Genomic DNA, 23,842 nt, shown 5'->3' on the forward strand with positions numbered 1-23,842 from the left:
CTTCTATTTTAATGGGAAACAGAGACATGCAGCATCTGAGTGGCAAAGTCGTTGTAATAACCGGCGGTAATAGCGGGATCGGCAGGGCGACCGCTCAACTCTTCGCGGAGGAAGGCGCCGAGGTGATTATCACGGGACGGCGAGCGGACGTGGTAGAACAGGCAGTTGATGAAATCGGCCACGGTGCGGTGGGCTTCGTCGCTGACAGCGCTGATCTCGACCATCACAGGAGACTTGCCGACTTCGTCGCCGGAAAATTTGGCCGGTTGGATGTCTACATGGCCAACGCCGGTATCATCAATCTGACGACGTCAGCTGACGTGACGCCGGAGGACTATGACCGGCATTTTGCCATCAACACGCGAGGGGTGTTTTTCGGAGTACAGGCTATGTCGCCATTGATACGGGATGGTGGAAGCATCATCGTGACCAGCTCCCTTGCCGCGACCAAGGTGCTGCCCGATCACACGGTCTATGCCGGCTCCAAGGCGGCTGTCGCAGCATTTGCCAGGAACTGGGCAATCGAGCTGAAACCGAGGAGGATCCGGGTCAATATCCTGAGCCCTGGGCCCGTGGAGACAGCAATCCTGGAAAAGTTGGGCGTTCCCGAGACCCTGCTCCCAGCGTTCGAGGAGCAGATGGCGTCTCTTATTCCTGCCGGTCGCATGGGGCGACCGGAAGAACTTGCGCGTGCGGCCCTTTTTCTTGCCTCGGACGCGGGGAGCTTTGTCAACGGCATCGAACTTCACGTTGACGGAGGCATGACGCTCGTATGAGCCAGACTGGCTCAAAGAACTGCATTTCGCCATTCGCTCGGCGTTAGTCCGGTGTGACGTTTAAATGCAACGCTGAATGCGGTCAGCGTCGCATAGCCCAGTTGTCCCGCAACGTCTGTTATCAGCACGCGCGGGTCTCGAAGCATTCCCATCGCTTGCTCCAGCCGCCTCTCCCGCAGCCACTCATGCGGGCTCACCCCCGTACTTTTCTTGAATGCCCGGCAAAAATGGAACCGCGACAGGTTCGCTTCGGCGGCGAGCGCCCCAAGTGAGAAGTCGAGTTCGTCGTCCGATGACAGCCGTTCCAGGACTGTTCGCAACACGTGCGGAGCAAGACCCCCCGAGGCTCTCCCCGGATAGTCGGCTGCATGATCGGGACCCTTTAGAAGATGAACCGCGATCAGTGACGTGATCTGCTGGCGATAAAGCGCCTCCAGGAAGGAGGGATTGTCCGGCGATCCAAGCGATCTTTCCAGGAGCGCCGCCAGGAACGCGTCGGGTCCGGCCGTGATCTCGATCAGCTGGCGAGTAGATCCCGGACATTCCTGCGCGATGTGATCGAGCAGTTGGGGTGCCATATAGAGCTGGACGATATCCATCGGACCATGGATGTCCCAACGGGAACTGGAGCCAGCGGGTATGACGGTGATGGTGCCTCTACGCCCCATGGCGGAGCGGTGGTCTCTCCCGGAGACGCGTTCGAGGCGTTGCATCGCGCCGAGATAGGTCATTACGACATGGTCGGACATCGGCTTTACGACATCGTGAAACGGTTGATGTTTCCAGCGGGCTAAACGGGTCTCGAAAGGGTCATGAATATTAAGGGATTCAATCGGCGGGGTTCGCAGCACTCGCTCCATTTCCTTGTCCGCTGGAACTCCCGACACAGATTGGCCGGCGAAACTGCTCGCCGCCTCACCAGTCTCTGATTGACGGAAATTTGTCCTTAGGCGAACCACGTGCGCGTCCTTCTATCGGCTCCATGTCGAGAACGAGAAAGAACGATACGGGACAGCGCGCCGATGAGGTATCATCCAACAGCCTAGGTTCATCTCGGCGATCGTGGAGCGAGGCTATCCGGATACGAAGAGAGCTTCCCCCATTGCACGAGGTGTCCCATGTCCAATGGTGTCAGAATTGGCGTTTGCTATATGAACAGCGATATCCCTGTGAGATGACTGTCTGGCGCGGGGAGGCGGTGTCAGATCGCGCACCGCCTCCCGACAGTTCAGCTTTTGACAAAAGCGAGGAGGTCCGTGTTAATCAGTTGCGAGTGCGTTGTGCACATGCCGTGGGGGAGACCTTCGTAAACCCTCAGGGTAGAGCGCTTCAGCAATTTCGCGGACAGCGGAGCGGAGTTGGCAAGAGGAACGATCTGGTCGTCGCCTCCATGCATAACAATTGTCGGGACAGTGATTGTTTTCAGATCCTGCGTGAAGTCGGTTTCCGAAAATGCCTTGATGCCGAGGTAGTGCGCATTCGCGGCGCCCATCATCCCCTGCCGCCACCAGTTTTGGATGATAGCATCAACGGGTTTAACGCCGTCTCTGTTGAATCCATAAAACGGGCCACTCGACAGATCAAAGTAGAACTGGGACCGATTGGCGGCAAGCTGGACACGAAGGTCGTCAAAAGCCTCTATCGGAAGGCCTCCGGGGTTATTGTTCGTCTTGACCATTATCGGCGGTACAGCACCGATGAGAGCCAACTTCGCCACCCGACCCTGAGGCTGCCCATGTCTGGCGACGTAATGGGCGGCTTCGCCGCCGCCAGTGGAGTGACCGATGTGGATCGCGTTGCGAAGATCGAGATGCATTGCGAGCGCGGCGACGTCCGCAGCGTAATGGTCCATGTCGTGGCCGGCGCCGGTTTGGCTCGATCGTCCGTGGCCACGCCGGTCATGTGCAATCACACGATATCCCTTGCCGAGGAAGAACAGCATCTGCGCATCCCAATCGTCAGAGGAAAGCGGCCACCCGTGGTGGAAGACCAGCGGCTGACCGTCCCTGGGACCCCAGTCCTTATAAAAAATCTCGACGCCATCGGCTGTGGTCACATAATTCATTTGACGATTTCTGCCTTCGATTGCGGCGGCTGCAACGTCAACTGTCTTTGCAATTGCCCGGGCCGGCGCGGTTGCAACCAGCGGCGCGGACAGGCCCAGCAGCAGCAAGTTACGACGAAAAGGTACCGGAGGCGCAACAAGAGCGTCGTGGCAGGGTGTTCGAGTGGTGCGAAGGGTGTCATGCATGGCCATCTCCATTTTGTGAGGCTGTTTACGGAGACGTTTTTAGGCGAAATAAGAAGGACGCGACCTTGCCGGATTGCTGTGTGTGTTGCTTGATTGCGGAATTTGCAGCGAAAACACTCCAGCATCCGATCGCCTACGGCCCTCGCTGCCCAGGTTTCGTTCCACGGCTGTAAGGGAACTTGGCAAAATTGCCCAAGATTCGGGTAGGGACCGGTTGACGACTCGGCTTTTGACGAATTGGTGGACCTTCATCATCAGTCAAGGCGGGATGCCGCGTGGCGCGGTATGAATGACAATCTTTAGGCAAAGGAACAGGGCAGGTTTCCTGCCTGACGTTCGGCTAAAACGCGTATAGGCATTCATACGGGTCGCTCGCATGTGCACTACAGCAAGAGCTGGAACCAGAACTCACCGGCGACGCCTTAGCGGGCCGATGGCTCTTAACTTGCTTCTTGTAGATATCCCGCGGCGTGTGAAAGCAGGCGCGCGCTCACAAGCGGTCGGCCGTGCATTCAAAAAAAACGCCGCCCCGCGATGCGGCAGGACGGCAGGATCGTTATGACAGCTGTTGATCAGTAGTCCCAGGGTGCCGGCACCCAACGATACAGCTTTTCAGAAGGTGCGACCCGTCCCAGGGATGGAAATGGCAAGTGTGTCGACACAAGCCAGGAACCCGTTCCGGCCAGTTCCGCCATAAGCCGAAGGCGGACATTTGTAGCCTCCTCGGGGTCATGCTCAAATCCATTATGCCATTCAGGATGGTCAAAGGAGACAGGGAACAATGCGTCTCCTCCAAACATTAGTTTCTCGCCATTCGAGGAGATACGCACCACGCTGTGGCCCGGAGTGTGGCCGCCGGTTTTCGTGGCCACGACACCAGGCGCGATCATTGTCTCGTGTTCGAAGGTCATCAGGTTATCTGCGTAGACCGAAAGAAATTCTCTTGAGGCACTGCGCGCAAGCTCCGCAAGATCCGGCGGCATCGCAGTGCGCGAAAAGTCAGGGTTCGTCCAAAACGCGGCTTCCGCCGCGGACAGATGAACGCGAACGTCTCGTGCAAGGCGATCCCTCACACCTTGTACGAGAAGGCCGCCAACGTGATCGAAGTGCATGTGCGTCAGCACCACATCGGTCACCGATGCCAGATCGACGCCCGCCGCTTCAAGTCGCGCAACAAACTGGCCTGCCCGAGGAAAGCTGGGGTACTCTTCGCCTAAACCGCTATCGATGAGTATTGTCTGATCGCCGCTGCGGACGACAACGGCGTTCAAGGCCCAGTCGAAAGCGTCGTGATCGAGAAACCGCTCATCAAGCCAGGCATTACGGGTTTTTGGGTCCGCGTTCGTGGCCATGGACTCTGCAGGCGGCGTCAGAATGCCGTCGCTTATGATGATCACCTCGATGTCGCCAACGTTAACAACATACCGGGACGGGACTATCTCGTCTCGCGCGGTCCTAAGGTTCTTGTTGAGTTTGGAATTCATTCTTTGCTCCGGTAACGGGAAGATAAATGGAAGGCTTGCGTCGCGTTCTGGACTCTGCAAGCCGCCGTCATTTTAGTCTTCCCCAAAGGAGCGTGTGAGCTCGACATGGGTATCGTTGCCTACCACCAAAGCGCTACTCGGTTTCAAGCTTGGTGATGCTGTCCGGCATTTTTCAAGGAGAAAAACCGTGGTTACTGTGCTTCTGACGTCCCCTGTTTACAGCCAGCGGGAGGGGATCGGCCTTTGGTGCCCACGCAAATTGCAGTTCAGTAGAATGCGATGCCCGGCCCGTCGGCCTGCGTTGGAAGTTATCGCGTCCGCGCACTTAGGGCATTCGTCCGCCAACCCGCCGTATCACAACCTCTCGCGGCGGATGGTCTGGTTTGTCACGGGCCTCCCCGCCAGAGACATGTCGGGCCGCCGCCGACAGCTATTGAGGACATTGAAAACCGCATACATCGCGGCACTCTGTGCGCGACTGCCCGTTCCTGCTGCTGAACCACAGGTCGACATCAGACGGCTACCACGGGTCTGAAGGCGGAAGAACGCCGGTTGCGGGTCCGGCAGAAACGTCGCTGGTGCGCTGGCACTGCGGATTGTCCTTGGCACTAACTGGCGCTGATGGTTTTCGCGCCAGCAGTTTTGTCAGATGAGGCCCTCTGCAGCCATAGCTGCACCAACGTTGGGACGCCTCTTTAGCATGTCCCGATACTCGACGAGATGCGTCTCCACATCGAGCGAATAACGTTCTGCCCACAACAGCATCACAAACAGATAGAAGTCCGCGACAGTGGGATTGTCTCCAAAAAGAAACTCGCCTTTGAAGTTCCGCGACAGGAAACCGAACTTCGGTCGCAACGATGCCTCGGCACGCTCAACCTCCTCGGCACCTCGATGAGACCAGAGGGATTCGAAGCCCTGATGCAACTCCGATGAGATGAATGCGAGGGCCTCGAGCAGCCGTGTTCTTCCAAGCGGTCCGCCAACGCCCAGGCTTGGATACATTGCGGCGACCCAGTCGAGAATTGCGACATTCTCGCTGATAACGTCTCCGCTGTCCAAGACCAGCGCTGGTACGTACCCTTTCGCGTTGATCTGCCTGAAGTTTTCACCAGACGACGTCATTTTGGTTTGAAGATCAACGCGCTCGATCTGGAAATCGGCACCCGCTTCTCGGAGAGCTATATGGTCTGAAAGGCTGCATGCCCCGGGATAGTAGTATAGTTTCAAGCGAACACTCCTCTTCGATATTGAAAGGAGCGACTCTCAAACTGGTTTGGCCGCTCCTGCACCTCGGAGACTATTGTGCCCGCCACGGTCTGGTAATTAGCCCGAAGGTTAGAGTGATGTAGTCCTGGTGTATGGACGACAGGGCAGGGAGATGGTTACGCTGCGCAGTGCGTGCTTCCCGCGATCGTCTACGGCAAACCAAGCGGGCTAGATCCCGGTGGGGCAAGACGCTTAAAGGGACTCGCTTCATCCCGCCGATCGCGCCGGCATTCTGACGTGAACCTTTTCCTCGGACGATAAGGAAGGCTTGTTGTTTCGCGATGAATGATGCCGCTGACACGCGCACAGGGAAGATCAGAACGGCACTGCAGGGAATATTGCTGCGGCGACGACGAGAACCAATGGCTCCCGAAGCGATCATGCGGTGCTTCAGTCACGACACCCCGAAAGTCAACACCAACCGGGCGGTTCGGCCCGTCATAGAAAAATATCGACACGACCATCTCCCGGTTTGTCGATACACTACCTTTGCAGCGCAATTTTTAACGTCTCGGGTCCGAGGGCATTATCGAGGGCTTTCACCCCGTTCTTGGGTAACCTCAGAAGTCCGTTGACCATGCCCTCTTTCCAGGCATCTCCCCAATCCCACGCTTCCTCCCATGCATCGGCCAGTTCGTCATTATGGCGCGTCTCAACCAAGGCTTGGAAGAGCAAAGCGGCCTGTGAGAGGTCTTTGTCTGCCTTCAGGCGTCCAAGAGCGTCCGATCGCCTTCGAGACGATATGATCAGCTTGTGGACAGCGTACCTCTCCGGGGCTGGGACAAGTACGTTCACGCCTTCGCGGAAGAGAAGCACCGTGCGGACGGGCTCGTAGATCAGGTAATCAAGGAATCGCAGGTTTTCCGCCGAAGCGCCACCGAGTGCAGGCATAGGCGACGGCTTACCTGTGTATTCCTCCGATCCCCGATTTCCAGTCAGGAACTCAACGCGGTAGCCCCTGGCATTCTGGAAGCCTACGATTTTGGCCCGGTCCGCCTGGTGCGGCACTGCTCGAAAATCCGGATCGACTGACTGAAGAACCTCCAGGATTGGCGGCAGGCTGTCTTTTACTTCGGCCGAAATGGCGAAGTCCTGCGCGAAATCAGCGTCGCCTGTCTGCATAACCGCCGATGGCAGGCGAACGCCGAGCATCCCGGCATAGGTGCTGAATGCCACCGACCCGATAAGAACAGCGCGCAACCGGAACAATCCAGCATCGGCCAAGGCCCGCGTGACAGCGCCCGCAAACGGGTCTGGTCCGGGCAGGCCGGAACGACGCAGAGTGCTGACCATGCGTCTGCGCTCCCGAATGTTGTCCTTGATCTCCTTGTGGGCCTTCACCCGTGCTGTAATCGCCTCGTCGGAGTGCGGGCCGACATATCTTCGTTTGTCCTTGCCTTCAGGAGTCGGGAGATCGAAATACCAGTAGTCGCGATCTTTGACGGTTACAGTCACGAACCATCCCTCTAAGGGAAAGTCCGCCACAAATTGGGCGTCGAGCGTTCGTTGCGTCAACTCCGCAAACATTGTGCGGTAGCTGATATCAATCTCTCTCAGCATTATTTCCTCTCGTGCCCGGAAATGCAGTTATAAGGATTTGCCAAAAACTTATAACGACATGGACGCGTGTCAAGGTTATAAGTGTTTGCCAGAAACTTATAACGCCGGCGCTACCCTCAAGGCGAACAGTCGTACACTTCTCCAGCAACATTGCGCGGTTTGATCAGAGAGGAGACAATGCCAGTCCGGCTTAGAAGCGCGAACTCCTTGCCGCCGGGGTGCGGCTTTGGCGCGGTCGTATTCGCAAAGTCGCGAACATCGGCTGTCGATGAGGAAAGATGGCGACAACGGGAGTGGCCCCGTGGACGCCGATGGAGCCAGCCTTTCGCTCGGGTACGCTGATCAGACCATCAGCCACCTACACCATAGTCTGGTATCGCACTCCCGCTCAGCGGGGCATAACCTCTTCATCGATGAGCAACGGCTGGCCCAATGAGCGATCGATTGCATCGCGCAGCTTTGCATTGAACCCGGATCCCCGTCGCAGCGCGTTGAAGGACGAGAAAAGCGTTCTCAACAACTGGGATACTCTCATTGGTATGATGATGGAGAGCGAGCATGAGCGGATGCAACCACAATGTCACAGTCCGGTCCGTCACTCCGAGGACGCTCGGTTGCGAGGAGTGCCTCAAGGAGAACATGGAGTGGTTCCACTTGCGGATCTGCCGACAATGCGGCCACGTCGGCTGCTGTGATCAATCGGTCGGCAAGCACGCGACGTTGCACTTTCACGAGACCGGCCATCCCATCATAGAAGGTTACGATCCTCCTGAAGGTTGGGGCTGGTGCTATATCGATGAGGTATTCGTGGACCTGCCCGACCAGACGCCCCAACGCGGCCCGATTCCCCGCTACTACTGAGATTGAAAAGGTATGACCGCCGCAGGCTCACGTGAACACCAGATGTTTCCTGCACTCGATCCGCAACAGATTGCGACGGCAAGACGTTTCGCTGATGACGAACCGCGGTACTTTCTGCCCGGCGAGATGATTTTCAATGTCGGCGAGAGGCACGCACCCGCCTGGCTGGTGCTCGAAGGATCGATTGAGGTTTTGCGCCAGGACGGCCTGTCATCCAGCGTTCCCGTGACCCGACATACGACGGGTCAATTTTCCGCAGAGGTCAGCCAGCTGTCGGGCAGGCCATCCCTGGCGAGTGGGCGTGCCGGTGCGGAGGGATGCATGGCCGTTTCATTCGACGCCCCGCATCTTAGAGCTCTGATCATCGGCACCGCCGACATCGGAGAGATCGTGATGCGCGCGTTTATACTTCGGCGCGTCGCCCTGGTAGATCAGGGCGGTGCCGGTTCTGTACTGGTAGGTCAACCGGGCAGTGCTGACCTTATCCGCCTTCAAGGCTTTCTGGCGCGAAGCGGATATCCGTATGTCGCGCTTGACGCTGACGCCGACGGACAAGGCCGCGATCTTGTCCATCGACTGGGTATCTTGAGAGAAGAACTGCCACTGATGGTGTGCCCCGGCGGAGCCATTCTGAAGAATCCGACAGACGGCGAGGCCGCAGTTTGTCTGGGCGTCGCACAGGAGATCGTGTCCGGTGCCGTCTATGACGTTGCGATCATCGGCGCCGGCCCGGCCGGCCTGGCGGCCGCCGTCTACGCGGCCTCCGAAGGTTTGAGTGTCCTGGCGATTGACGAACGATCCGCAGGCGGCCAGGCGGGAGCGTCCGCACGGATCGAAAACTACCTTGGCTTCCCTGCGGGGATTTCCGGGCAAGATCTTGCGGCGCGTGCCTTCAACCAGGCGATAAAATTCGGGGTCGAGGTTGCTTTGCCCATCCCCGTTATTGACCTGCGGGTTGTTCAATCATCATGGGGAACCGGTTCGATATTGCGGCTGGGTCTCGATGGCGAACGGAGCGTCGATGCGCGAACCGTGGTGATCGCGTGCGGGGCGCGTTATCGCCGCCCGCAGTTGGCAAATCTCGCCGAATTCGAAGGGTCCGGTGTCTCCTATTGGGCGTCTCCTATCGAGGCAAAACTATGCGAAGGTGAAGAGGTCGTACTCGTCGGAGGGGGGAACTCGGCGGGGCAGGCGATTGTCTTCCTTGCTCCCAAGGTCCGGCAGCTCCATGTTGTTGTCCGAAGACCCCTCAAAGATACGATGTCCAGCTATCTTATTGACCGTATCGGGGCGCTGTCCAATGTCGAAATCCATGTCGACAGCGAGATTGTTGGCCTTGAGGGAGACCGCTCGACTGGTCTGAGCGGGGCCGTGATGCGTCACCGTCAATCCAGTGGTGAGCGAACCTTCAGGGTACGGCATCTTTTCCTGTTCATTGGCGCTGATCCGAATACGGCATGGTTACGCTCCGATGTGGACGTCGACGACAAAGGATTCATCCTGACGGGGAGGGCTTCTTCTGGACGCACATCCGTTCTTCCGCTCGAGACGAGTCTTCAAAACGTGTTTGCGATTGGTGACGTCAGGGCAGGGTCCACCAAGCGTGTCGCCGCCGCCGTGGGCGAAGGTGCCGCTGTAGTCTCTCAGATTCATGAGTGCCTTGGGCGGCAGCCCGGTTGAATTAACCCGGATCAATCCGTCCGGCACACTGAAGACTGATGACGGCAGACGGTTGCTTCGTTTCCTCCCTTGTCGTTGATCCGTCGGCCGCCGTGACAACACGCTGCATCGTGCGGTGTCCTCTCCGGTCATATTCAAGAGGTTCTCAATTCTGCGCGCGGACAAAACCTTCCTTTCGCTTCGCCCGATATGTCCGTGGACCAAGGCAAACTCCAGTCATTTCCGGTCGTGGTGGTGCAATCGGCCACTTTCTATGGAGTCTCCAAGCTTGATAAGGATATATCGTGCTCCCGTAAAACGGCGACGAAGAGACTTCGCATCTGCCTGTTCCCGGGGCCATCGGCAGAGGTAAGCGCATTACCCAAATTCCGCAGCCCCGATATCATATTCCTCAATGCGAATGAGACTGCGCATTCAGGTTTGCGAGCATTGTTGCAAATTGTGAAATAAACTCGACACTATTCAATCAATTGTAGATGTGCGGCTCTCACGGCAATATCGCTGCTGTCAGACGAACACAGCGTCGCCTGAAGTTTCAAAACGAAATCGCAGGACGCGAGATGACCACGAATATCACATCTATCACACGCCGGAACGTGTTGCTGACCGCAGGTACGGCCGTTGCCGTTACAGCGATGTCTCCCGTTTTCAGCTTCGCGGCCAATAGTGATTTCGCCACTACCGCCACCGAAGGAACCAAGAGCATGAGCACTGTAACAACCAGGGACGGCACTGAGATTTTCTACAAGGACTGGGGCCCGAAGGATGCCCAGCCGATCGTTTTCCACCATGGCTGGCCGCTCTCGTCCGATGACTGGGATGCGCAGATGCTGTTCTTCGTCTCCAAGGGGTTTCGTGTTGTCGCCCATGACCGCCGTGGTCACGGCCGTTCCGCCCAGGTTGCGGATGGTCACGACATGGACCACTACGCCGCCGACGCCTTTGCCGTCGTTGAAGCGCTCGATCTGAAGAATGCCGTCCATATCGGCCATTCCACCGGCGGCGGCGAAGTTGCCCGTTATGTCGCCAAGCATGGCGAACCCGCCGGCCGTGTCGCCAAGGCGGTTCTCGTTTCCGCCGTGCCGCCGCTGATGCTGAAGACCGAAGCCAATCCGGAAGGTCTCCCGATGGAGGTTTTTGACGGCTTCCGCTCCGCGCTTGCCGCAAACCGTGCGCAGTTCTTCCGTGATGTCCCGGCCGGCCCGTTCTACGGTTTCAACCGCGACGGTGCGACCGTGCATGAAGGCGTGATCCAGAACTGGTGGCGTCAGGGCATGATGGGTGATGCAAAGGCCCATTACGACGGCATCAAGGCCTTCTCGGAAACCGACCAGACCGAGGACCTGAAGAATATCAGCGTTCCGACGCTTGTTCTGCACGGTGAAGACGACCAGATCGTTCCGATCGCCGACTCCGCCCTGAAATCGGTGAAGCTGCTGAAAAACGGCACACTGAAGACCTATCCCGGCTTCTCGCATGGCATGCTCACCGTCAATGCCGATGTGCTGAACGCCGATCTCCTGGCCTTCATCCGGTCCTAAACGACATCGCGGGAACTTGCCGTTCCCCCATACCCGCGGTCTCCCAAATTCAGATATCCATACGCGCGGAAAGCGCCACTTCACGATTGGAACTAATCATGTCGACCACCAAATCTCTCAGGAAAATCGTAAACCACGGCGTGGCCTGGGAGCAGGCTTTCGGATACGCGCAGGCTGTCCAGATCAAGGACACGATCTATATCTCGGGACAGCTCAGCCACGACGGCGATGGAAAGCTCGTGGCGCCCGCCACCCTTGACGCCGGAGGCCGGCCAGCCGACTTCACGCAGATGGAAGACCAGATCCGTCAGACTTACGTCAATGCCAGGAAGCTGCTCGCCGAATTCGGCGCCTCTCTCAATGACGTTGTGGAAGAGACACTTTTTGTTCTCGACATCCCGAGCGCGTTCGCAGCCGGAGCCAAGGTCCGCAAGGAGATGTACGGTACAGATACGCCGCCGGTAGCAAGCAACCTGATCGGAGTGGGCGCGCTGGCATTCCCTGAACAGATCGTGGAGATCACGTTCCGCGCGGTGGTCGACGTGCCGCCCGCCTCATAAGGCAGCAGCCGCTCCAAACGCCACCGGTGAACTCGGCCGCGAACATCTTAGGACAGGTTTTCCGAATGCCTAGACCATCATCCGTCAAAACACGATCGCCAGCGACCTTGCATCTGACCTCGGAACTCGTTGCCAGGTCGTTCAGAGTCGTCGAAGAGGAAGGCCCGGAGCCAGACTGGACGCCAATCTCGCCCGAGCAACTCGACGAGCTTGTCCAACGGGTAGAGAAGCAAGCTGGCGAAGAGGAAATCTGGATATTCGCCTATGGCTCATTGATGTGGAACCCCGGATTTGAAGTGGCGGGCATGGAAAACGCCGTCGTTCACGGTTGGCATCGTGCGTTCTCGCTAAGGATCGAACGGCTTCGTGCCACCTCGGACGCGCCGGGTCTGATGCTCGCCCTTCAGCCAGGGGGAAGCTGTTCCGGCGTGGTTCTCAAGCTTCCATGTGCTACAAAGAAACGAGATCTCCGGAACCTTCTGGCGCGCGAAATCCGGTATGCTGAGGTGTCTGACATGGTACGTTGGGTCACGGTCAAGACGCCGGCGGGCGCCCGTCGGGTACTAACGTTCTGGGCAAGCCCGAAGCAGTCGCCGTTGACATACAAGGTGCCTCTCAATGAGGCCGCCGCGCTGATCGCCCAGGCGTGCGGGCCGGCCGGTTCCTGCGCGGAATATCTGCATCGCACGGTTCTTGATCTCTCGGAGCGCAACATTTTCGATCGAAATCTCTGGCAGTTGCAAAAACTTGTCGCGGAAAGGCTTCAAGCTCTTCCGCGACATGCTCATCCCGCATGACCATATATGCCGCCCGTTTCTTGAAGCGTTTTGAGCAGGCGATACTGTGGAGCTGGATAGTAGATAGTAGAAGGTCAAAAATAAAACCAACGGCCAGTCCGTGAAAGGCATCAACACGGGACCGCCCGCCTATGTCACCTTGATCACGTCAGCAATTAATGCCGGCGGATAAATTAAGCGCGCGTTTTTACGCCTGTTGCTTGATTAAATGAAATACGCCCTGATTAAATAAAGACTGTCGGCCGCAAGCCGTGTCAGCATGTTCTGCTGTCGACGACGTCTTTCGTTGCAGGCCAGAGTTCGGTTTTCGTCAAGGCGCCTACACGCGCCAATGGTTTCAAACGGCGTCGTTACAGTGAAGCCGAGAAAAGAAAGAAATCTGTGTTTCTGCCGCGAAAGCACCGCCACTCGCGCACTACCTACGAACGCGGTGGGCGAGTGCCAGAAGCGCATGAAAAGGTGAGAAGGCCGGTTGCCGTACGGCTCACGTTCTCCTCGCTGGTGTCAGAAGCTGCTCATTACGCGCCCTCCGTTCACGTTTGAAGCTCCGAAGACGACATCGATCTCAGCGCCGAAAAAAGATATCGTTCGGTGAGCTCAAGCCCCGCATTCCTGGCGATTTTTATAGCGGATGTTATTTGCGATTCCAGATGACCCGTCTCGAGTTTCGTCTCAGCGGTCTGCTCAATGAGTACGACCCCGGAATAGATTGAAGGAAGATTGTCCAGGTCTCGAGAGCAGGAGCCCATACTCAGAAGAGATTTTCGACGTCCGCTGGGACACTCGATTGAATACGGCGAGACGAGTGGTTCACCCCCCAGAATGACTTCATGAATTCTAGCGGCCAGCCGTGGCCGATCTTCCTCCACGATACGTTCAAGAATAAACTCAACTGGAACACCGCGCGCGAGTTCTCCTTCGTCGATTTCATATATCTGTGCAAAAGCCTTGTCAGCAGTCAGGCTGTTTTCTCGGAGACACCATGAATAAAAGCCCGCGCCCTTCATCAGAACCTGGGCAACTTGCATATGCGGTTGCTTCATGGATTTGTACCCCCATCCATCGGTGGCACCTTGCTACACATTTATTTGCCGGGCAATGGTGCCGGGCACCAATCTCCAAACCCGTCCATCGCCTTTGGGCTCCATGTCGCCCGCCCAGCCACCTGGTTGCAGGCAAGTACCGCGAAGGGTTTACGGTGGCGGTGAGAACCGCGGCGTTTTGACCGATGTTTCCTGATCAGCGGAAATCGGGCCTGCCGCCTCCATTTTCCTGTTGCTCCAGAGAATGAAAAGCGTCCGCAATATCTTGTATGCCGACCTCACGCGGCCAGCATTTACTCAACAGATCAAGCAGGCCACAGCGTGTCAGTGCTGTCCAGCAACGATTTGTATCAGGGCTTCGGAACCTGCTGGTCGGATGGAATGGTCCCATCTGGCGTCAGTTCATCGACAGCTTGCGGTAGATCCTTGCTTAGACGCGCCAATATCTCTTCACGCGACAGACGTGTCTTCGCGGCCAATTCATCGAGAACCTCCGGCCCGATCGCCTCGGAGAGTTCGTCGGCGTTGATGTCGTCGTTTGCCCCTGGCTTGATCCAGGATTCCGCCTTCTGCCCGAAGCCGTTTTGTTGGAACGTCTTGAGAAGGTCGCTCAGACCACCGCTTAAAATTCCTCCTGAGGTGAGCCCGTCGAAAATGGATCCGATGCCGCCGGAGTCCCTGCCGCCACCGAGCTTGCCGAGTAGGTCGCCGCCGCCCGACCGCGGTGAGGCCGATCCTTCATCCCGGTTGGCTTCGGCGGACTGCTGCGCGTTCAACCCCCTCAGAAATTCCGCGATTTTCTCCCTATTCTGATAGCCTGCTACCGCAAGTACACCCAGCAATGCTTTCAGTTGGCCGCTCACCATGATTTTTCTCCTTGTTTTCCTGGGCCCCGAGAAAACATGGCGACGTGGCCCTCTCGCAAAAACAAAACGACTCGTCGGCAATGAGGTTCCATGAGGTCAATGGATGGAGACTGGCAGCCGCTTCTTCTGATAAACGCGCTAATGAACGGGCTGGGAGGGAGAGAAACGGATGTCCGATAGCGGCGCCATGCGGGTGGCGCCCCTAAGAGCAAGCTACCTTCCGCTCATGTCGTTCACTTCGTTCGGCGAGGTCGAGACGCCATAAGATTTTCGCCCAACTTGGATCGTCCGGCAATGACGGCAGTCCTGCACCATGCCCGGGTCGAGCGGAGGCTTTCGGGATCTTAAATGCAGGTGCGGGGAAATTTTTCATCATCGACAGGAGAGCGGCCGCGCGAAATTAGTGTCGTTCCAGGCCGCGGCTGGCCTGGTGCGATTTTGAGGATGTGCCCGCATTTTGCGCGTCATGATGAACCCATTTGAAGAACGGGTAGATGGGCATGAAAATGACAAGCAGGGTGAGGATTGAAACGAGCATCTGAATTGGACGTTAGTGACGAAAAATCCGACCTGAATCTGTGTATACCTGCGCGACGCAATGTCACGATCGCAGTTAGAGTTTATTAATTGTCCCAGGGGCGAGCGTTACTTCGCTGTCCCAACTTGCGAACCAATTTGTCTGCGCTGCAATCACTGTGATCAGCATGGCCGCAAATATTGTAGACAAGGTGACGATCATGCAAAGTTTCGGAAAATGTCAGTGTCTACGACGCGGGCGGGCGGACGCTGTACAAGCCGCGCCAAATTATAATTGACGGTAATTATTAAAACTTGGTTTGCAATATTCCTTGCGTGAACGGACGGTACCGAAAGGGGATCCGGGCGAAATTGCAAGGTTTGCATGCCGAGAGACATCACGAAGGGGCAAGTGGCACTTACGGCCGACTGCTGTTCCGCTTACGAATTCTGCATACTAATTAGAACGGGTGGAATGAAATCTCTGCCGCAGACCGTTGAATTAATCGCGGCAATTTTCTGGTGTACGAGATCTTTATCAAAGGTGGTATCGGGCGTCACTAGAGGGGCGCCACCGTGGCGCCCCTCCTGAAACTCTCACATACCATTGCCGCGATAGCGAAGCCGTTCCTGTTCGATCTGTTCGGCCTCGTAGGGCGACAGCGTTTCGTCGAAACGCGTCCATCCTTGCTTCTCGTACGCGGCGCGACGTTCTGTCGGATCGACCCAATTCGAGCGTTTGAGAATGGCTTCAGCCTCCGGCGCCAAGGCGTCATCTACCTTTGCGGTGACGAGGGTGCCACCCCGGCGGACGCCTTCCGCGTAGAAGTGGGCATCTCGTTCCGGGACGCCGGAGCTCGTCAGTGCGCCAATAATCCCGCCAGCGGCCCCACCTGCAACCGCACCGGCTGCCGCGCCCGCTGCAGTCGCTGCAAGCCAGCCAGCTGCAACGACCGGACCGACGCCCGGAATGGCCATCAAGCCAAGGCCGGTGAGCAGGCCGCCCGCGCCGCCGACGACCGCACCGATCCCCGCGCCAGTTCCGGCCCCTTCTGCGGCATTCGACTCTTCGTGCCGCCGATCGCCGTTATTGGAAACGATACTGATATCGCTGGATGGTACGCCCTGAGCTTCGAGTTCACTGACGGCGGAACTTGCGTCTGCGTAATCGTCAAAAAGTCCGGTAACAGTTCTCATAACATCCTCCTAGAGGTTACTTGGCAACAACATTGCCCTGATAATCGAGAGCGATCGAAACAGTTTTGCCGTCCTTCATGCCGGTGGCATTCCAAACGCCCCTGTGGTCTTTCTTAAGATCCTTCAACCCCGTATAACCCGCTTTTTCGATCCGATCCTTTGCCTGGTCCTCAGTAAAACTGTTGGCGCCCTCCACCGGGGCCGTCGGGTTTTTCGTGTCGGGGGTCGCAATTGCCGGCGTGTTTCCGTCGCTGTTGGCCGCGGGCGCACCTTGAGCATGTGCTGTAAGGGCCGAGACACAAATGAAGGCGGCGGTGAGAACAGTGTTTTTCATGGTTTTCTCCCTAGCTCGGATCTGCGTAGATTGATCCACCTGATTAACCCTTTGATGTTGTGTTGGTTCCAGCATCGGAGGCCTAGTGCTCAACAAGCATGGCGGCGCGTCAGGCATACGAGCGACGATGCAAGGGTCTGGACAGTGGCGCAGGCGAACGGCCGAATAAGGGGGAGATAGCAACTGAAGCGGTAGAGCGGCCGGAAAGCTACACGAGGCGATTGGCATCGGTAGTCAGGAGACCATAGAGATCGTCGATCGTGATCCCGTTCCGAACCTTCCGGACCTTTTTCATTTTGGCACGTGGATAGCGCAGAATATCGGCGATTTCGTCTCATCGCGGGCAAACCAGGCGTTAGGCACAGAGCCGCGTTCCTGTTTGCTCGTCGGATCCCGTTCGGCAGAGCTGGTAACCGGACCAAGCCCGGATGCCTGGTTCTTCCAAAACCAAGACTGAAACGACAGGCACTGCTGGTGCGACGAACGGCGATGTCTCGGGGTCGCCATCTGCGGCGACAAAAGAGCAGAAGTCCGGTTCGCAAGTGAACGTCAATGTCACGACCGAGCAGCGCACCGAAATCCGAAATGTAATCATCGAAAACAAGGTCGAACCCGTCCGCCCGACATTCAGCATTTCCGTTGGAACCGCGGTTCCAAGAACCGTTAGGCTTCACAAGCTCCCAGCGCGCGTGATCCAGATCGTTCCGCAGTACCGTGATTACGAATATATCGTTCTTGCTGACGAACGGATCATCATCATCGATCCTGCGACCTACGAGATCGTCTACGTTCTCACGATCTGACCACCGTCGTTGCCATTCATCCTGTTGGTCGCCACCTTGCGACCAACAGTTTGACCGGTTGTTTGCGTGCTGAGCCGCGCAAATTTCCCCCGGCAAGCGGGACATGCAGTGCCGTTTCGCGCGCCGATGACAGCGACCTGCCTTACAGGGTTCAATGACCCCCGCCACGAATAACCGCGTCCGCGGTGTGCGGCCAGGGCTCCATACAGCTCCTGCACCACCTGACAAAACCAAGGAGAAGAATGCGGAGGGTGCCAGACCGAGGTCGAGTGGTGGCAGGTTCTGCACGCACTCCCCCTCACTCGGGCCGGGGTCGGGTTACTCGCTGATCGCCTGGAGTTTGTCGCGTCTGAGTATTTCGATACAGCGGGCGTTCTTCAGGCGAACAATACCCTTCTCGCGAAGCCTGGACATGCTCCGCGATACCGTTTCAACCGTCATCCCGAGATAATCGCCGATATCCGTTCGCGTCATCGGCAGATCGATAATTCCCACATCGCCTTGTCGACGATCAAGGTCAACAAGGAATACCGCAAGTTTCTCGAGGGCGCTTTGGCGGCCAACCACGAGCAGATGCTCCTGGGCCCGAATCATGCTTCGCAAGGCGAGCGCCATCAGGTCGCCGCGGTGAATTTCGCTTCCTTCTGCCTCGATCGACGTCAATCCAGTTGGCACGATCGCCTCGGCGTAGAAGCTCCGACACCCCCACGCCTCAAAACCGAACGTTTCCCCTTGCACATGAAACGCAACAACCTGCCTACGGCCGTCCGTAAGCAGACGGTAGATGCGCACAGCCCCGGACTCTATCCTGTACAGAGATCCAGACTTTTCGCCCTGCGCATAAATCTCACTACCGGAGGCATGAAAAGTGATAGCGCGCGGGCGGACTACCCCCATTGGCAGACCGGGTGACGGAGACGAGCCACGGGAGGAATAACTGGCGGAAGCCATAGCGAGCATGTGAGCTGACCCTCAATTTTGATTGTCCCGACTATGCCGCAGAGCGACGCCTGCCAAAATTCGTTTGTTCCACTAAGGGTTTTTACCTAGCCGCATCAGCGCACTCACGATATCCGTGCCCGTTAGCGGCTTGTGAAGGATTTCTATGCTTGGCCTCTCGTTGCTGAACGTCTCGTCTTCTGCAAGAAAAAGGACAGGCGTCTTTACGGGGAGGGTTGCGAGACATGCTTCCCGCTCGCATTCTGGAAGGGAGCCGTCGAGAATAACACAAATCGCTCCACCGACCGATTCTCCGGCATGCTTCCAGGACCGGAATGACGCGACGTCATATCCGTACGCGCGCAGGGCGAACGCCAAGCCGCGCGACAGTGCGGGGTCCTTCACAATCGAAGTTATATGTCGTGTAGTCGGCAAATTGACACCGGGAACATTGCAATAACGCGACAAGCAGGGCCAGTTGAACAGCCTCTTGACCTTGCGCGCCTTGTTCTGGATCAATTTCCGTCGGAGTTTCCAAAGTCCGCGATTTCAATCGAAAGTGACATGCGGACCAGCTCGGGAAGGCTTCGAGCTTTCATTTTTCCCATGACGTTAGCTCTGTGGACCTCCACGGTTCGCGGGCTTATGTCCAGATTGAAGGCTATGGACTTATTCGGGTGCCCCGCCACCACCGCCGCGAGAACCTGCCGCTCGCGTTCGCTCAGCGTCTCCAGTCTTTTGCGTACTTCTTCTGCCGATTCCGTTTCGGGAGCACGGGGATCCAGACGGGTAGCCGCACGGTGGATCGCGTCGATGATGACCGTATCTGCAAATGGCTTTTCAATGAAGTCAACGGCGCCGGCCTTCATTGCCTCCACCGCCATAGGCACGTCGCCATGGCCGGTGATTACTATCGACGGTATACGCACCCCCTCTGAGCGGATCCGTCGGATCAGCTCAACACCACTTATGTCCGGCATGCGCAAATCAGTCACCAGCACAGCGCGGTGAAGTCTGGGCGCAAGCGATGCAAAGGCGGTAGCCGTTTCATGCACTCTCACGCCAAGACCGCTCATGCTGAGCATAAAGGCGAGCGATTTCCTGACAGCTTCCTCGTCATCAACGACGTGCACAGTGAAATCATCGTTCGCCATTTTCTTCCCCATCATAGGCTGGCAGTGTGAATGTAAATCTTGCTCCTCCGAGCTCGCTACGTGACACGGTTATCTCTCCGCCGTGAGCCTCGATGATACGCTTCGATATGGACAGCCCGATTCCCATTCCGCCAGCCTTAGTCGTGACAAAAGGCCTGAACAACTGGTCGGAAATCTCATTGGGAATGCCGGCGCCGGAATCTTCGACTGTTACTGCGGCTTTGCCGCTTTCAGCAGCCTTGATGCTCACCCGAAGGTTTTTCTTTGGGGACTCGCCCATCGCCTCGACTGCATTTCGCATCAGGTTCGTGAGTACCTGCTGTATCTGAATTCGGTCGACCATGACCATATCGTCGCTAGCAGCAAAGTCAAAGACGGATCGCACACCTTTTTCTCTTGAACCCATCAGCGCCAGTGCGCCCGCCTCCTCAACCAGATGGCGGAGTTTGTGAGGCAGCTTCTCAGTCTCACCCTTAGTTACGAATTCTCGGAGATGGCGAATGATTTGACCTGCCCTGACACTTTGTTCACCTGCTTCCCTCAGGGCTTCGTGCAATTGCCTGTCCCTTTCACTTTCGGAGCCCTGTAGCAAGCGTGCGCAACCATGAACATAGTTGGCAATCGCCGAAAGCGGCTGGTTCAGCTCGTGGGCCAAGGTAGATGCCATCTCTCCCATTTCGTTCAGCCGTGCCAATCTTGCCAGTTCAGTCTGAATCTCCTGTAGGCGGGCTGCTGATTCCTCTCTTTCGGTAAGATCTCTCACGAAACCGGTGAAAAACCGTTTGCCCCCCCGATGCGTTTCTCCAACCGCGAGCTTCATGGGAAATGTCGACCCGTCCTTGCGCTGGCCGACCACGACCCTATCGGTTCCGATAATGCGTTTTTCGCCGGTCGCGAGATAGCGCTGGAGGTAGCCGTCGTGCTCGTGCCGATAAGGTTGTGGCATCAGCATTCGAAGATTTTGCCCAATTGCTTCGTCCTCGGAGTACCCGAACTGCCTGACGGCAGCTGCATTGAAAGAGACAATCGTGCCATCCTGCTGGCTGACGATCGTGGCATCGAGCACAGTATCGAGTATAGACCTTAGGTGTGCCTCGCGCGTGTTCAGCGCTTCTTCTGCCGCCTTATATTGATGCCTCAGGCGTTTGAGCGACCCCCCGAGGTACGCAATTGCAATGCCGACCGCTCCGAAAACCATCAACTCGGGGACCTGGGCGCCGCCGGGGGTAAGCGACCTCAGATAGCTTGCGGAGCAAAACGCCAGGAAAAATGCCAGCAGTCCAAGCCGCAAACCTCCGGTTATTGCGGCCAGGAGAATTGGAGGAACAAACAGTATGTAGATAGCAGGGGCGTCGAGTAGATCCATGAGAAACACTCAAAATAAACAGAACGAAAACGGATGAAGCTGCGATGGAATTCCCATGCGTTTGTCGCAAAGCGAGCGCAACCCGCCATTGGATCTTTTCCGGTCCCTGATCGGCATCATACTTTTCGCGTCCGCCATCGAGGTGCCCATCCTATCGCTAACCATATGTCACATTGGCATAGCGCGCTGGCTGGCGACCGGCAATTGATTCATGTGTCGGCGGGAGATCATGCCAAACTTGCGGACCACAGACGGTCGTAGAAAGTGATATACAATTCAGCGGCGACGGGACGAACTACCAGAGCTGGCCACGCCCGGAAAAGTCTACGCTGGCTTTGCGCACGAGGTTGCGATGAGGATCACGCATTCACGCGTGACGGACCGCCCGATCAACATGCCGGCGGCGCGAATCTTGAACATGCAGACTGACGTCTCGACTTCGACTGGGATGTTATTGCCACCCAGCCCAAGGCCTTCGATCAGACCAGGCCGGTCCACATGATTGCGCACATCAGGGTGACAAGGGTGTCGGCGAGCCACGCGCTGCTCAAGTCCCGGAAAGCTGAAGATTCAAAATGGTTTCAAGATTCTTCGGTCGACGTGAAGAGCCGGAATATGTCCGATCGGCGGCCAACAATGTTACAACCGCAGTCGTGTCGAGAAGATGCGCGATTACGGAAACATCGTATAGATCTCCAGCCGGTCCTGTCGATCTGACTGGTCGCGCACGTCTTTCATAAAATCGTCGCTCTCGCCGCGTGCCATCGCTGCTATCAGGGAGTTCCAGGCCTCGGCACGCTCAACATGGGGACACAAGATCAGTGCATCGCCCTCTTGCGTTATGTCCACACGATCAACGCCGAAACGCCATTCTTTCGGCAGGCGAATCCACTGGGAGTTACCGGACTGAAATACGCGGGCGACATGGGGCATGGTTCGCTCCCCTCAGTGTTTACCGCATTTATAAACATTATATGTCCCGCCACTTCAACTAGCAGCCTGCTTATAACCGACAGAGAGTAAGAAATGCGCAAGAGCAGGCTGTCGCAATGAGCGAGGCAAAGGCTCCGCCCTAGACTTGACTGATATCGCCGTCCGCCAGTTGAGCAAGGCCCGGTAGATCGCATACGAGAAGCTTCTGCCGGCCGCCCTGTACCAGGCCCTTGCTCTCCCAGCTGGACAGGATGCGAGAAACGGTGTGGAGCGTGGTGCCGGTCATTTCCGCTATGTCCTGCCGCGAGATCGGGAAGTCGATTCGAATACCGTCCACCTCCTTGCGCCCTGCCTGTTGCGAAAGGCGCAGTACGGCGTGCGCCACCCGACGCTCTACCTCCTGCGTCGACATTTCGCGTATGCGCGTATGGGCTTCCTCAAGACGTTGGCCAATGGTCTGCATGGCGGAGACGGCAAGGTGCGGGTTCTGCTCGACGAAGTGCGGCCAGAGGTCCGTCTGCCAGGAAAGGATCACGCTTTCGGCGGCCGTGGTCGCGGTACCGGGATAATCGGACCGCTGCAGCGCCCGGGCGAAACCGAAGAGATCACCGGGATGCACCACACGCACGATGATTTGCTGGCCATCGTGCGTGACCTGCGTCACCTTCAGGCGGCCGTGGATCAGCAGGAAGAAATGCTTGGCTGGCTGGCCCTGCTCAAAGATGGCTTCGCCCGGCGGCACCAGCCGAGATGTGGCGTGCGTCAGCAGTCCGTCCAGCTCATCGTCGGCCATCCTGGCAAACAAGGCCAGCGACCGGATGACGCTTCGGTCAATCTTCACTTGCACCCTCTCCGGTTAACTGGCACCGCGCGCTCCCTGCCAGGAGAAACATGATGCGAGCGTTCTGTATTCTCAACGACACAGCTCTACCCATCGGGCGAAGAAGAACAAATGATATAAATCAACTGGATGTTAAGTGACGACTATCACGTAGCCCGACCGGCTGCCCGGAGCTTTTCGACAAGCGGAGCATACCAGCGCGTATCCTTCACCAGCCGGAAGCCGAGATTGTCAGGCGGTACTCCGACAGCGCAGCCTCCGCTCTTCGGGTTTTTGACGAAGGCACTCATGGCCGCCCGGTGTTTTCCCGACGCGACCGGGATACCGCAGGAGGCAACGCTATCGATCGCCTCACCATCCTTGCCGAGCGTCACGCGGTGGCTGCAGCTCGATGTCCATTCCCAGACGTTGCCCCCGAAATCGGCAAGGCCATATTCGTTTTCGCCAAAGCTGCCATAGGATTGCGGAACCGGGTTGTCCGAGGCTTTACGGCTGGTCTGCCGCTCGTAATCGGCCAGCCAACGCAAGGCCGGGTTTTCGCTGTCCGCGCCGACACCCAGCGTCTCATCCGGAAAATGCGACCCGGCGGCAAAAGCCAGTTCAGCGTCGCTCGGCAGGCGCCAGACCTCGCCTGTCCGCTCACTCAGCCACGTCGCATAAGCGCGGGCGTCATCCTGGCTGATTCCGGTTGCCGGTATCTCGCCGCCGACGGGAGCGGCAAAGCCGGGTTCCGGCTGCTGACAGCCGCCTTCCGCTACGCAGCGCGCATAATCGCCGCTCGATACCTGATATTTCATGATCGTCAGATTTTGCCGCATCACTACGTCGACCACCGGGCCATCGACGGCATAGCCATTGCGGAAATATTCGCCCTCCGCCCGGTATGTGAAAAGCCCTGCAGGCACTGTAACGACCTGTGGAGCCATCACGGCGGCGCGGTCATCAATGCCGCTGCGGATGATCCCGGATTGGAAACCGATGGCGGTTGCCAGCAGCGTTGCAATCGAGAGCGGGAGAAGAAGCGGGACGGCTTTTGGGAAGTGGCTGTTGCCGGAAATGCCCATGGGAACC

At 57.3% G+C, this 23,842-nt stretch carries 22 protein-coding genes and 1 pseudogene; 7 read left to right on the forward strand and 16 right to left on the reverse strand.

What is annotated here, in order from left to right; translation table 11 throughout:
* The first annotated feature begins 26 nt into the window (after positions 1-26).
* Positions 27-776, forward strand: a complete 750-nt coding sequence (locus EYD00_RS24470) for an SDR family NAD(P)-dependent oxidoreductase (RefSeq protein WP_034499514.1) — start codon at positions 27-29, stop codon at positions 774-776.
* A gap of 11 nt (positions 777-787) precedes the next feature.
* Here the strand turns inward: EYD00_RS24470 and EYD00_RS24475 are convergent, their stop codons facing one another.
* The 5 genes from EYD00_RS24475 to EYD00_RS24495 form a co-directional block, all read right to left on the reverse strand.
* Positions 788-1,636, reverse strand: a complete 849-nt coding sequence (locus EYD00_RS24475) for a helix-turn-helix transcriptional regulator (RefSeq protein ID WP_051674315.1) — start codon at positions 1,634-1,636, stop codon at positions 788-790.
* Positions 1,637-2,004: 368 nt separating this feature from the next.
* Positions 2,005-2,841, reverse strand: coding sequence for an alpha/beta fold hydrolase (locus tag EYD00_RS24480; RefSeq protein ID WP_034499912.1), 837 nt, complete (start codon positions 2,839-2,841; stop codon positions 2,005-2,007).
* 758 nt (positions 2,842-3,599) lie between these two features.
* The gene (locus EYD00_RS24485; RefSeq protein ID WP_034499518.1) at positions 3,600-4,511 is read right to left on the reverse strand and encodes an MBL fold metallo-hydrolase; all 912 of its coding nucleotides are present in this window, start codon (positions 4,509-4,511) and stop codon (positions 3,600-3,602) included.
* Between the two features lie 645 nt (positions 4,512-5,156).
* The gene (locus EYD00_RS24490) at positions 5,157-5,741 is read right to left on the reverse strand and encodes a glutathione S-transferase C-terminal domain-containing protein (RefSeq protein WP_034499519.1); all 585 of its coding nucleotides are present in this window, start codon (positions 5,739-5,741) and stop codon (positions 5,157-5,159) included.
* A gap of 522 nt (positions 5,742-6,263) precedes the next feature.
* Positions 6,264-7,340, reverse strand: coding sequence for a nucleotidyltransferase family protein (locus EYD00_RS24495; protein WP_034499521.1), 1,077 nt, complete (start codon positions 7,338-7,340; stop codon positions 6,264-6,266).
* Between the two features lie 558 nt (positions 7,341-7,898).
* Between EYD00_RS24495 and EYD00_RS24500 the strand changes: the two genes are divergently transcribed.
* The 5 genes from EYD00_RS24500 to EYD00_RS24520 all read left to right on the forward strand — a co-directional run bounded on the left by EYD00_RS24500 (position 7,899) and on the right by EYD00_RS24520 (position 12,779).
* Positions 7,899-8,201 carry a UBP-type zinc finger domain-containing protein gene (locus EYD00_RS24500; protein WP_006699077.1) on the forward strand — a complete coding sequence of 101 codons (303 nt, stop codon included), beginning with the start codon at positions 7,899-7,901 and terminating at the stop codon, positions 8,199-8,201.
* 12 nt (positions 8,202-8,213) lie between these two features.
* Entirely contained in the window at positions 8,214-9,881 is a 1,668-nt protein-coding gene (locus EYD00_RS24505; RefSeq protein ID WP_034499523.1) for an FAD-dependent oxidoreductase, read from the forward strand.
* Between the two features lie 704 nt (positions 9,882-10,585).
* The gene (locus EYD00_RS24510; RefSeq protein WP_081859592.1) at positions 10,586-11,422 is read left to right on the forward strand and encodes an alpha/beta fold hydrolase; all 837 of its coding nucleotides are present in this window, start codon (positions 10,586-10,588) and stop codon (positions 11,420-11,422) included.
* A 98-nt stretch (positions 11,423-11,520) separates the two neighbouring features.
* Positions 11,521-11,982 carry a RidA family protein gene (locus tag EYD00_RS24515; RefSeq protein ID WP_034499527.1) on the forward strand — a complete coding sequence of 154 codons (462 nt, stop codon included), beginning with the start codon at positions 11,521-11,523 and terminating at the stop codon, positions 11,980-11,982.
* A 65-nt stretch (positions 11,983-12,047) separates the two neighbouring features.
* The gene (locus EYD00_RS24520) at positions 12,048-12,779 is read left to right on the forward strand and encodes a gamma-glutamylcyclotransferase (protein ID WP_022557529.1); all 732 of its coding nucleotides are present in this window, start codon (positions 12,048-12,050) and stop codon (positions 12,777-12,779) included.
* 533 nt (positions 12,780-13,312) lie between these two features.
* Here the strand turns inward: EYD00_RS24520 and EYD00_RS24525 are convergent.
* From EYD00_RS24525 to EYD00_RS26460, 5 genes and pseudogenes are all read right to left on the reverse strand, one after another.
* Positions 13,313-13,822, reverse strand: a complete 510-nt coding sequence (locus EYD00_RS24525; RefSeq protein ID WP_034499530.1) for a PAS domain-containing protein — start codon at positions 13,820-13,822, stop codon at positions 13,313-13,315.
* Positions 13,823-14,172: 350 nt separating this feature from the next.
* Positions 14,173-14,688 carry a YidB family protein gene (locus EYD00_RS24530; RefSeq protein WP_022557531.1) on the reverse strand — a complete coding sequence of 172 codons (516 nt, stop codon included), beginning with the start codon at positions 14,686-14,688 and terminating at the stop codon, positions 14,173-14,175.
* Between the two features lie 1,113 nt (positions 14,689-15,801).
* Positions 15,802-16,401: a general stress protein gene (locus tag EYD00_RS24535; protein WP_034499533.1), complete on the reverse strand. Its 600-nt coding sequence runs from the start codon at positions 16,399-16,401 to the stop codon at positions 15,802-15,804.
* A gap of 16 nt (positions 16,402-16,417) precedes the next feature.
* On the reverse strand, positions 16,418-16,735 hold the full coding sequence (locus EYD00_RS24540; protein WP_034499535.1) for a hypothetical protein: 318 nt from the start codon (positions 16,733-16,735) through the stop codon (positions 16,418-16,420).
* 211 nt (positions 16,736-16,946) lie between these two features.
* A pseudogene (locus EYD00_RS26460) lies at positions 16,947-17,158 on the reverse strand (SOS response-associated peptidase); the annotation flags it as partial.
* A gap of 5 nt (positions 17,159-17,163) precedes the next feature.
* On the opposite strand from EYD00_RS26460, the gene EYD00_RS24550 reads away from it, so the two are divergent.
* Positions 17,164-17,538, forward strand: coding sequence for a DUF1236 domain-containing protein (locus tag EYD00_RS24550; protein WP_051674317.1), 375 nt, complete (start codon positions 17,164-17,166; stop codon positions 17,536-17,538).
* Between the two features lie 318 nt (positions 17,539-17,856).
* Here EYD00_RS24550 and EYD00_RS24555 read toward each other — a convergent pair whose 3' ends face one another.
* The 6 genes from EYD00_RS24555 to EYD00_RS24580 all read right to left on the reverse strand — a co-directional run bounded on the left by EYD00_RS24555 (position 17,857) and on the right by EYD00_RS24580 (position 23,835).
* A complete protein-coding gene (locus tag EYD00_RS24555) occupies positions 17,857-18,498 on the reverse strand; it encodes a helix-turn-helix domain-containing protein (protein ID WP_034499537.1) in 642 nt (213 codons plus the stop codon).
* Between the two features lie 494 nt (positions 18,499-18,992).
* Entirely contained in the window at positions 18,993-19,631 is a 639-nt protein-coding gene (fixJ, locus tag EYD00_RS24560) for a response regulator FixJ (protein ID WP_077986064.1), read from the reverse strand.
* A complete protein-coding gene (locus tag EYD00_RS24565) occupies positions 19,618-20,997 on the reverse strand; it encodes a PAS domain-containing sensor histidine kinase (RefSeq protein WP_081859577.1) in 1,380 nt (459 codons plus the stop codon). The genes fixJ and EYD00_RS24565 overlap by 14 nt, the downstream gene beginning before the upstream one ends.
* 672 nt (positions 20,998-21,669) lie before the next feature.
* Positions 21,670-21,930 (reverse strand): antitoxin, encoded by a 261-nt coding sequence (locus tag EYD00_RS24570; RefSeq protein WP_034499543.1) that lies wholly within the window; start codon positions 21,928-21,930, stop codon positions 21,670-21,672.
* Positions 21,931-22,069: 139 nt separating this feature from the next.
* Positions 22,070-22,771, reverse strand: coding sequence for a Crp/Fnr family transcriptional regulator (locus EYD00_RS24575; RefSeq protein WP_034499545.1), 702 nt, complete (start codon positions 22,769-22,771; stop codon positions 22,070-22,072).
* Between the two features lie 146 nt (positions 22,772-22,917).
* Entirely contained in the window at positions 22,918-23,835 is a 918-nt protein-coding gene (locus EYD00_RS24580; protein WP_034499547.1) for an SUMF1/EgtB/PvdO family nonheme iron enzyme, read from the reverse strand.
* Positions 23,836-23,842 lie beyond the last annotated feature (7 nt).

The organism is Agrobacterium sp. 33MFTa1.1 (genome assembly GCF_004328495.1).
Taxonomy (GTDB): Bacteria; Pseudomonadota; Alphaproteobacteria; order Rhizobiales; family Rhizobiaceae; genus Agrobacterium; species Agrobacterium pusense.

Coding starts and splice junctions, on each gene's coding strand:
- EYD00_RS24555 (WP_034499537.1), bottom strand. CDS start 18,498: ATGCTCGCTATGGCTTCCGCCAGTTATTCCTCCCGTGGCTCGTCTCCG.
- EYD00_RS24495 (WP_034499521.1), bottom strand. CDS start 7,340: ATGCTGAGAGAGATTGATATCAGCTACCGCACAATGTTTGCGGAGTTG.
- EYD00_RS24485 (WP_034499518.1), bottom strand. CDS start 4,511: ATGAATTCCAAACTCAACAAGAACCTTAGGACCGCGCGAGACGAGATA.
- EYD00_RS24570 (WP_034499543.1), bottom strand. CDS start 21,930: ATGCCCCATGTCGCCCGCGTATTTCAGTCCGGTAACTCCCAGTGGATT.
- EYD00_RS24510 (WP_081859592.1), top strand. CDS start 10,586: ATGAGCACTGTAACAACCAGGGACGGCACTGAGATTTTCTACAAGGAC.
- EYD00_RS24530 (WP_022557531.1), bottom strand. CDS start 14,688: ATGGTGAGCGGCCAACTGAAAGCATTGCTGGGTGTACTTGCGGTAGCA.
- fixJ (WP_077986064.1), bottom strand. CDS start 19,631: ATGGCGAACGATGATTTCACTGTGCACGTCGTTGATGACGAGGAAGCT.
- EYD00_RS24535 (WP_034499533.1), bottom strand. CDS start 16,401: ATGAGAACTGTTACCGGACTTTTTGACGATTACGCAGACGCAAGTTCC.
- EYD00_RS24565 (WP_081859577.1), bottom strand. CDS start 20,997: ATGGATCTACTCGACGCCCCTGCTATCTACATACTGTTTGTTCCTCCA.
- EYD00_RS24525 (WP_034499530.1), bottom strand. CDS start 13,822: ATGAAGCAACCGCATATGCAAGTTGCCCAGGTTCTGATGAAGGGCGCG.
- EYD00_RS24515 (WP_034499527.1), top strand. CDS start 11,521: ATGTCGACCACCAAATCTCTCAGGAAAATCGTAAACCACGGCGTGGCC.
- EYD00_RS24480 (WP_034499912.1), bottom strand. CDS start 2,841: ATGAATTATGTGACCACAGCCGATGGCGTCGAGATTTTTTATAAGGAC.
- EYD00_RS24550 (WP_051674317.1), top strand. CDS start 17,164: ATGCCTGGTTCTTCCAAAACCAAGACTGAAACGACAGGCACTGCTGGT.
- EYD00_RS24505 (WP_034499523.1), top strand. CDS start 8,214: ATGACCGCCGCAGGCTCACGTGAACACCAGATGTTTCCTGCACTCGAT.
- EYD00_RS24470 (WP_034499514.1), top strand. CDS start 27: ATGCAGCATCTGAGTGGCAAAGTCGTTGTAATAACCGGCGGTAATAGC.
- EYD00_RS24540 (WP_034499535.1), bottom strand. CDS start 16,735: ATGAAAAACACTGTTCTCACCGCCGCCTTCATTTGTGTCTCGGCCCTT.
- EYD00_RS24475 (WP_051674315.1), bottom strand. CDS start 1,636: ATGGAGCGAGTGCTGCGAACCCCGCCGATTGAATCCCTTAATATTCAT.
- EYD00_RS24580 (WP_034499547.1), bottom strand. CDS start 23,835: ATGGGCATTTCCGGCAACAGCCACTTCCCAAAAGCCGTCCCGCTTCTT.
- EYD00_RS24500 (WP_006699077.1), top strand. CDS start 7,899: ATGAGCGGATGCAACCACAATGTCACAGTCCGGTCCGTCACTCCGAGG.
- EYD00_RS24520 (WP_022557529.1), top strand. CDS start 12,048: ATGCCTAGACCATCATCCGTCAAAACACGATCGCCAGCGACCTTGCAT.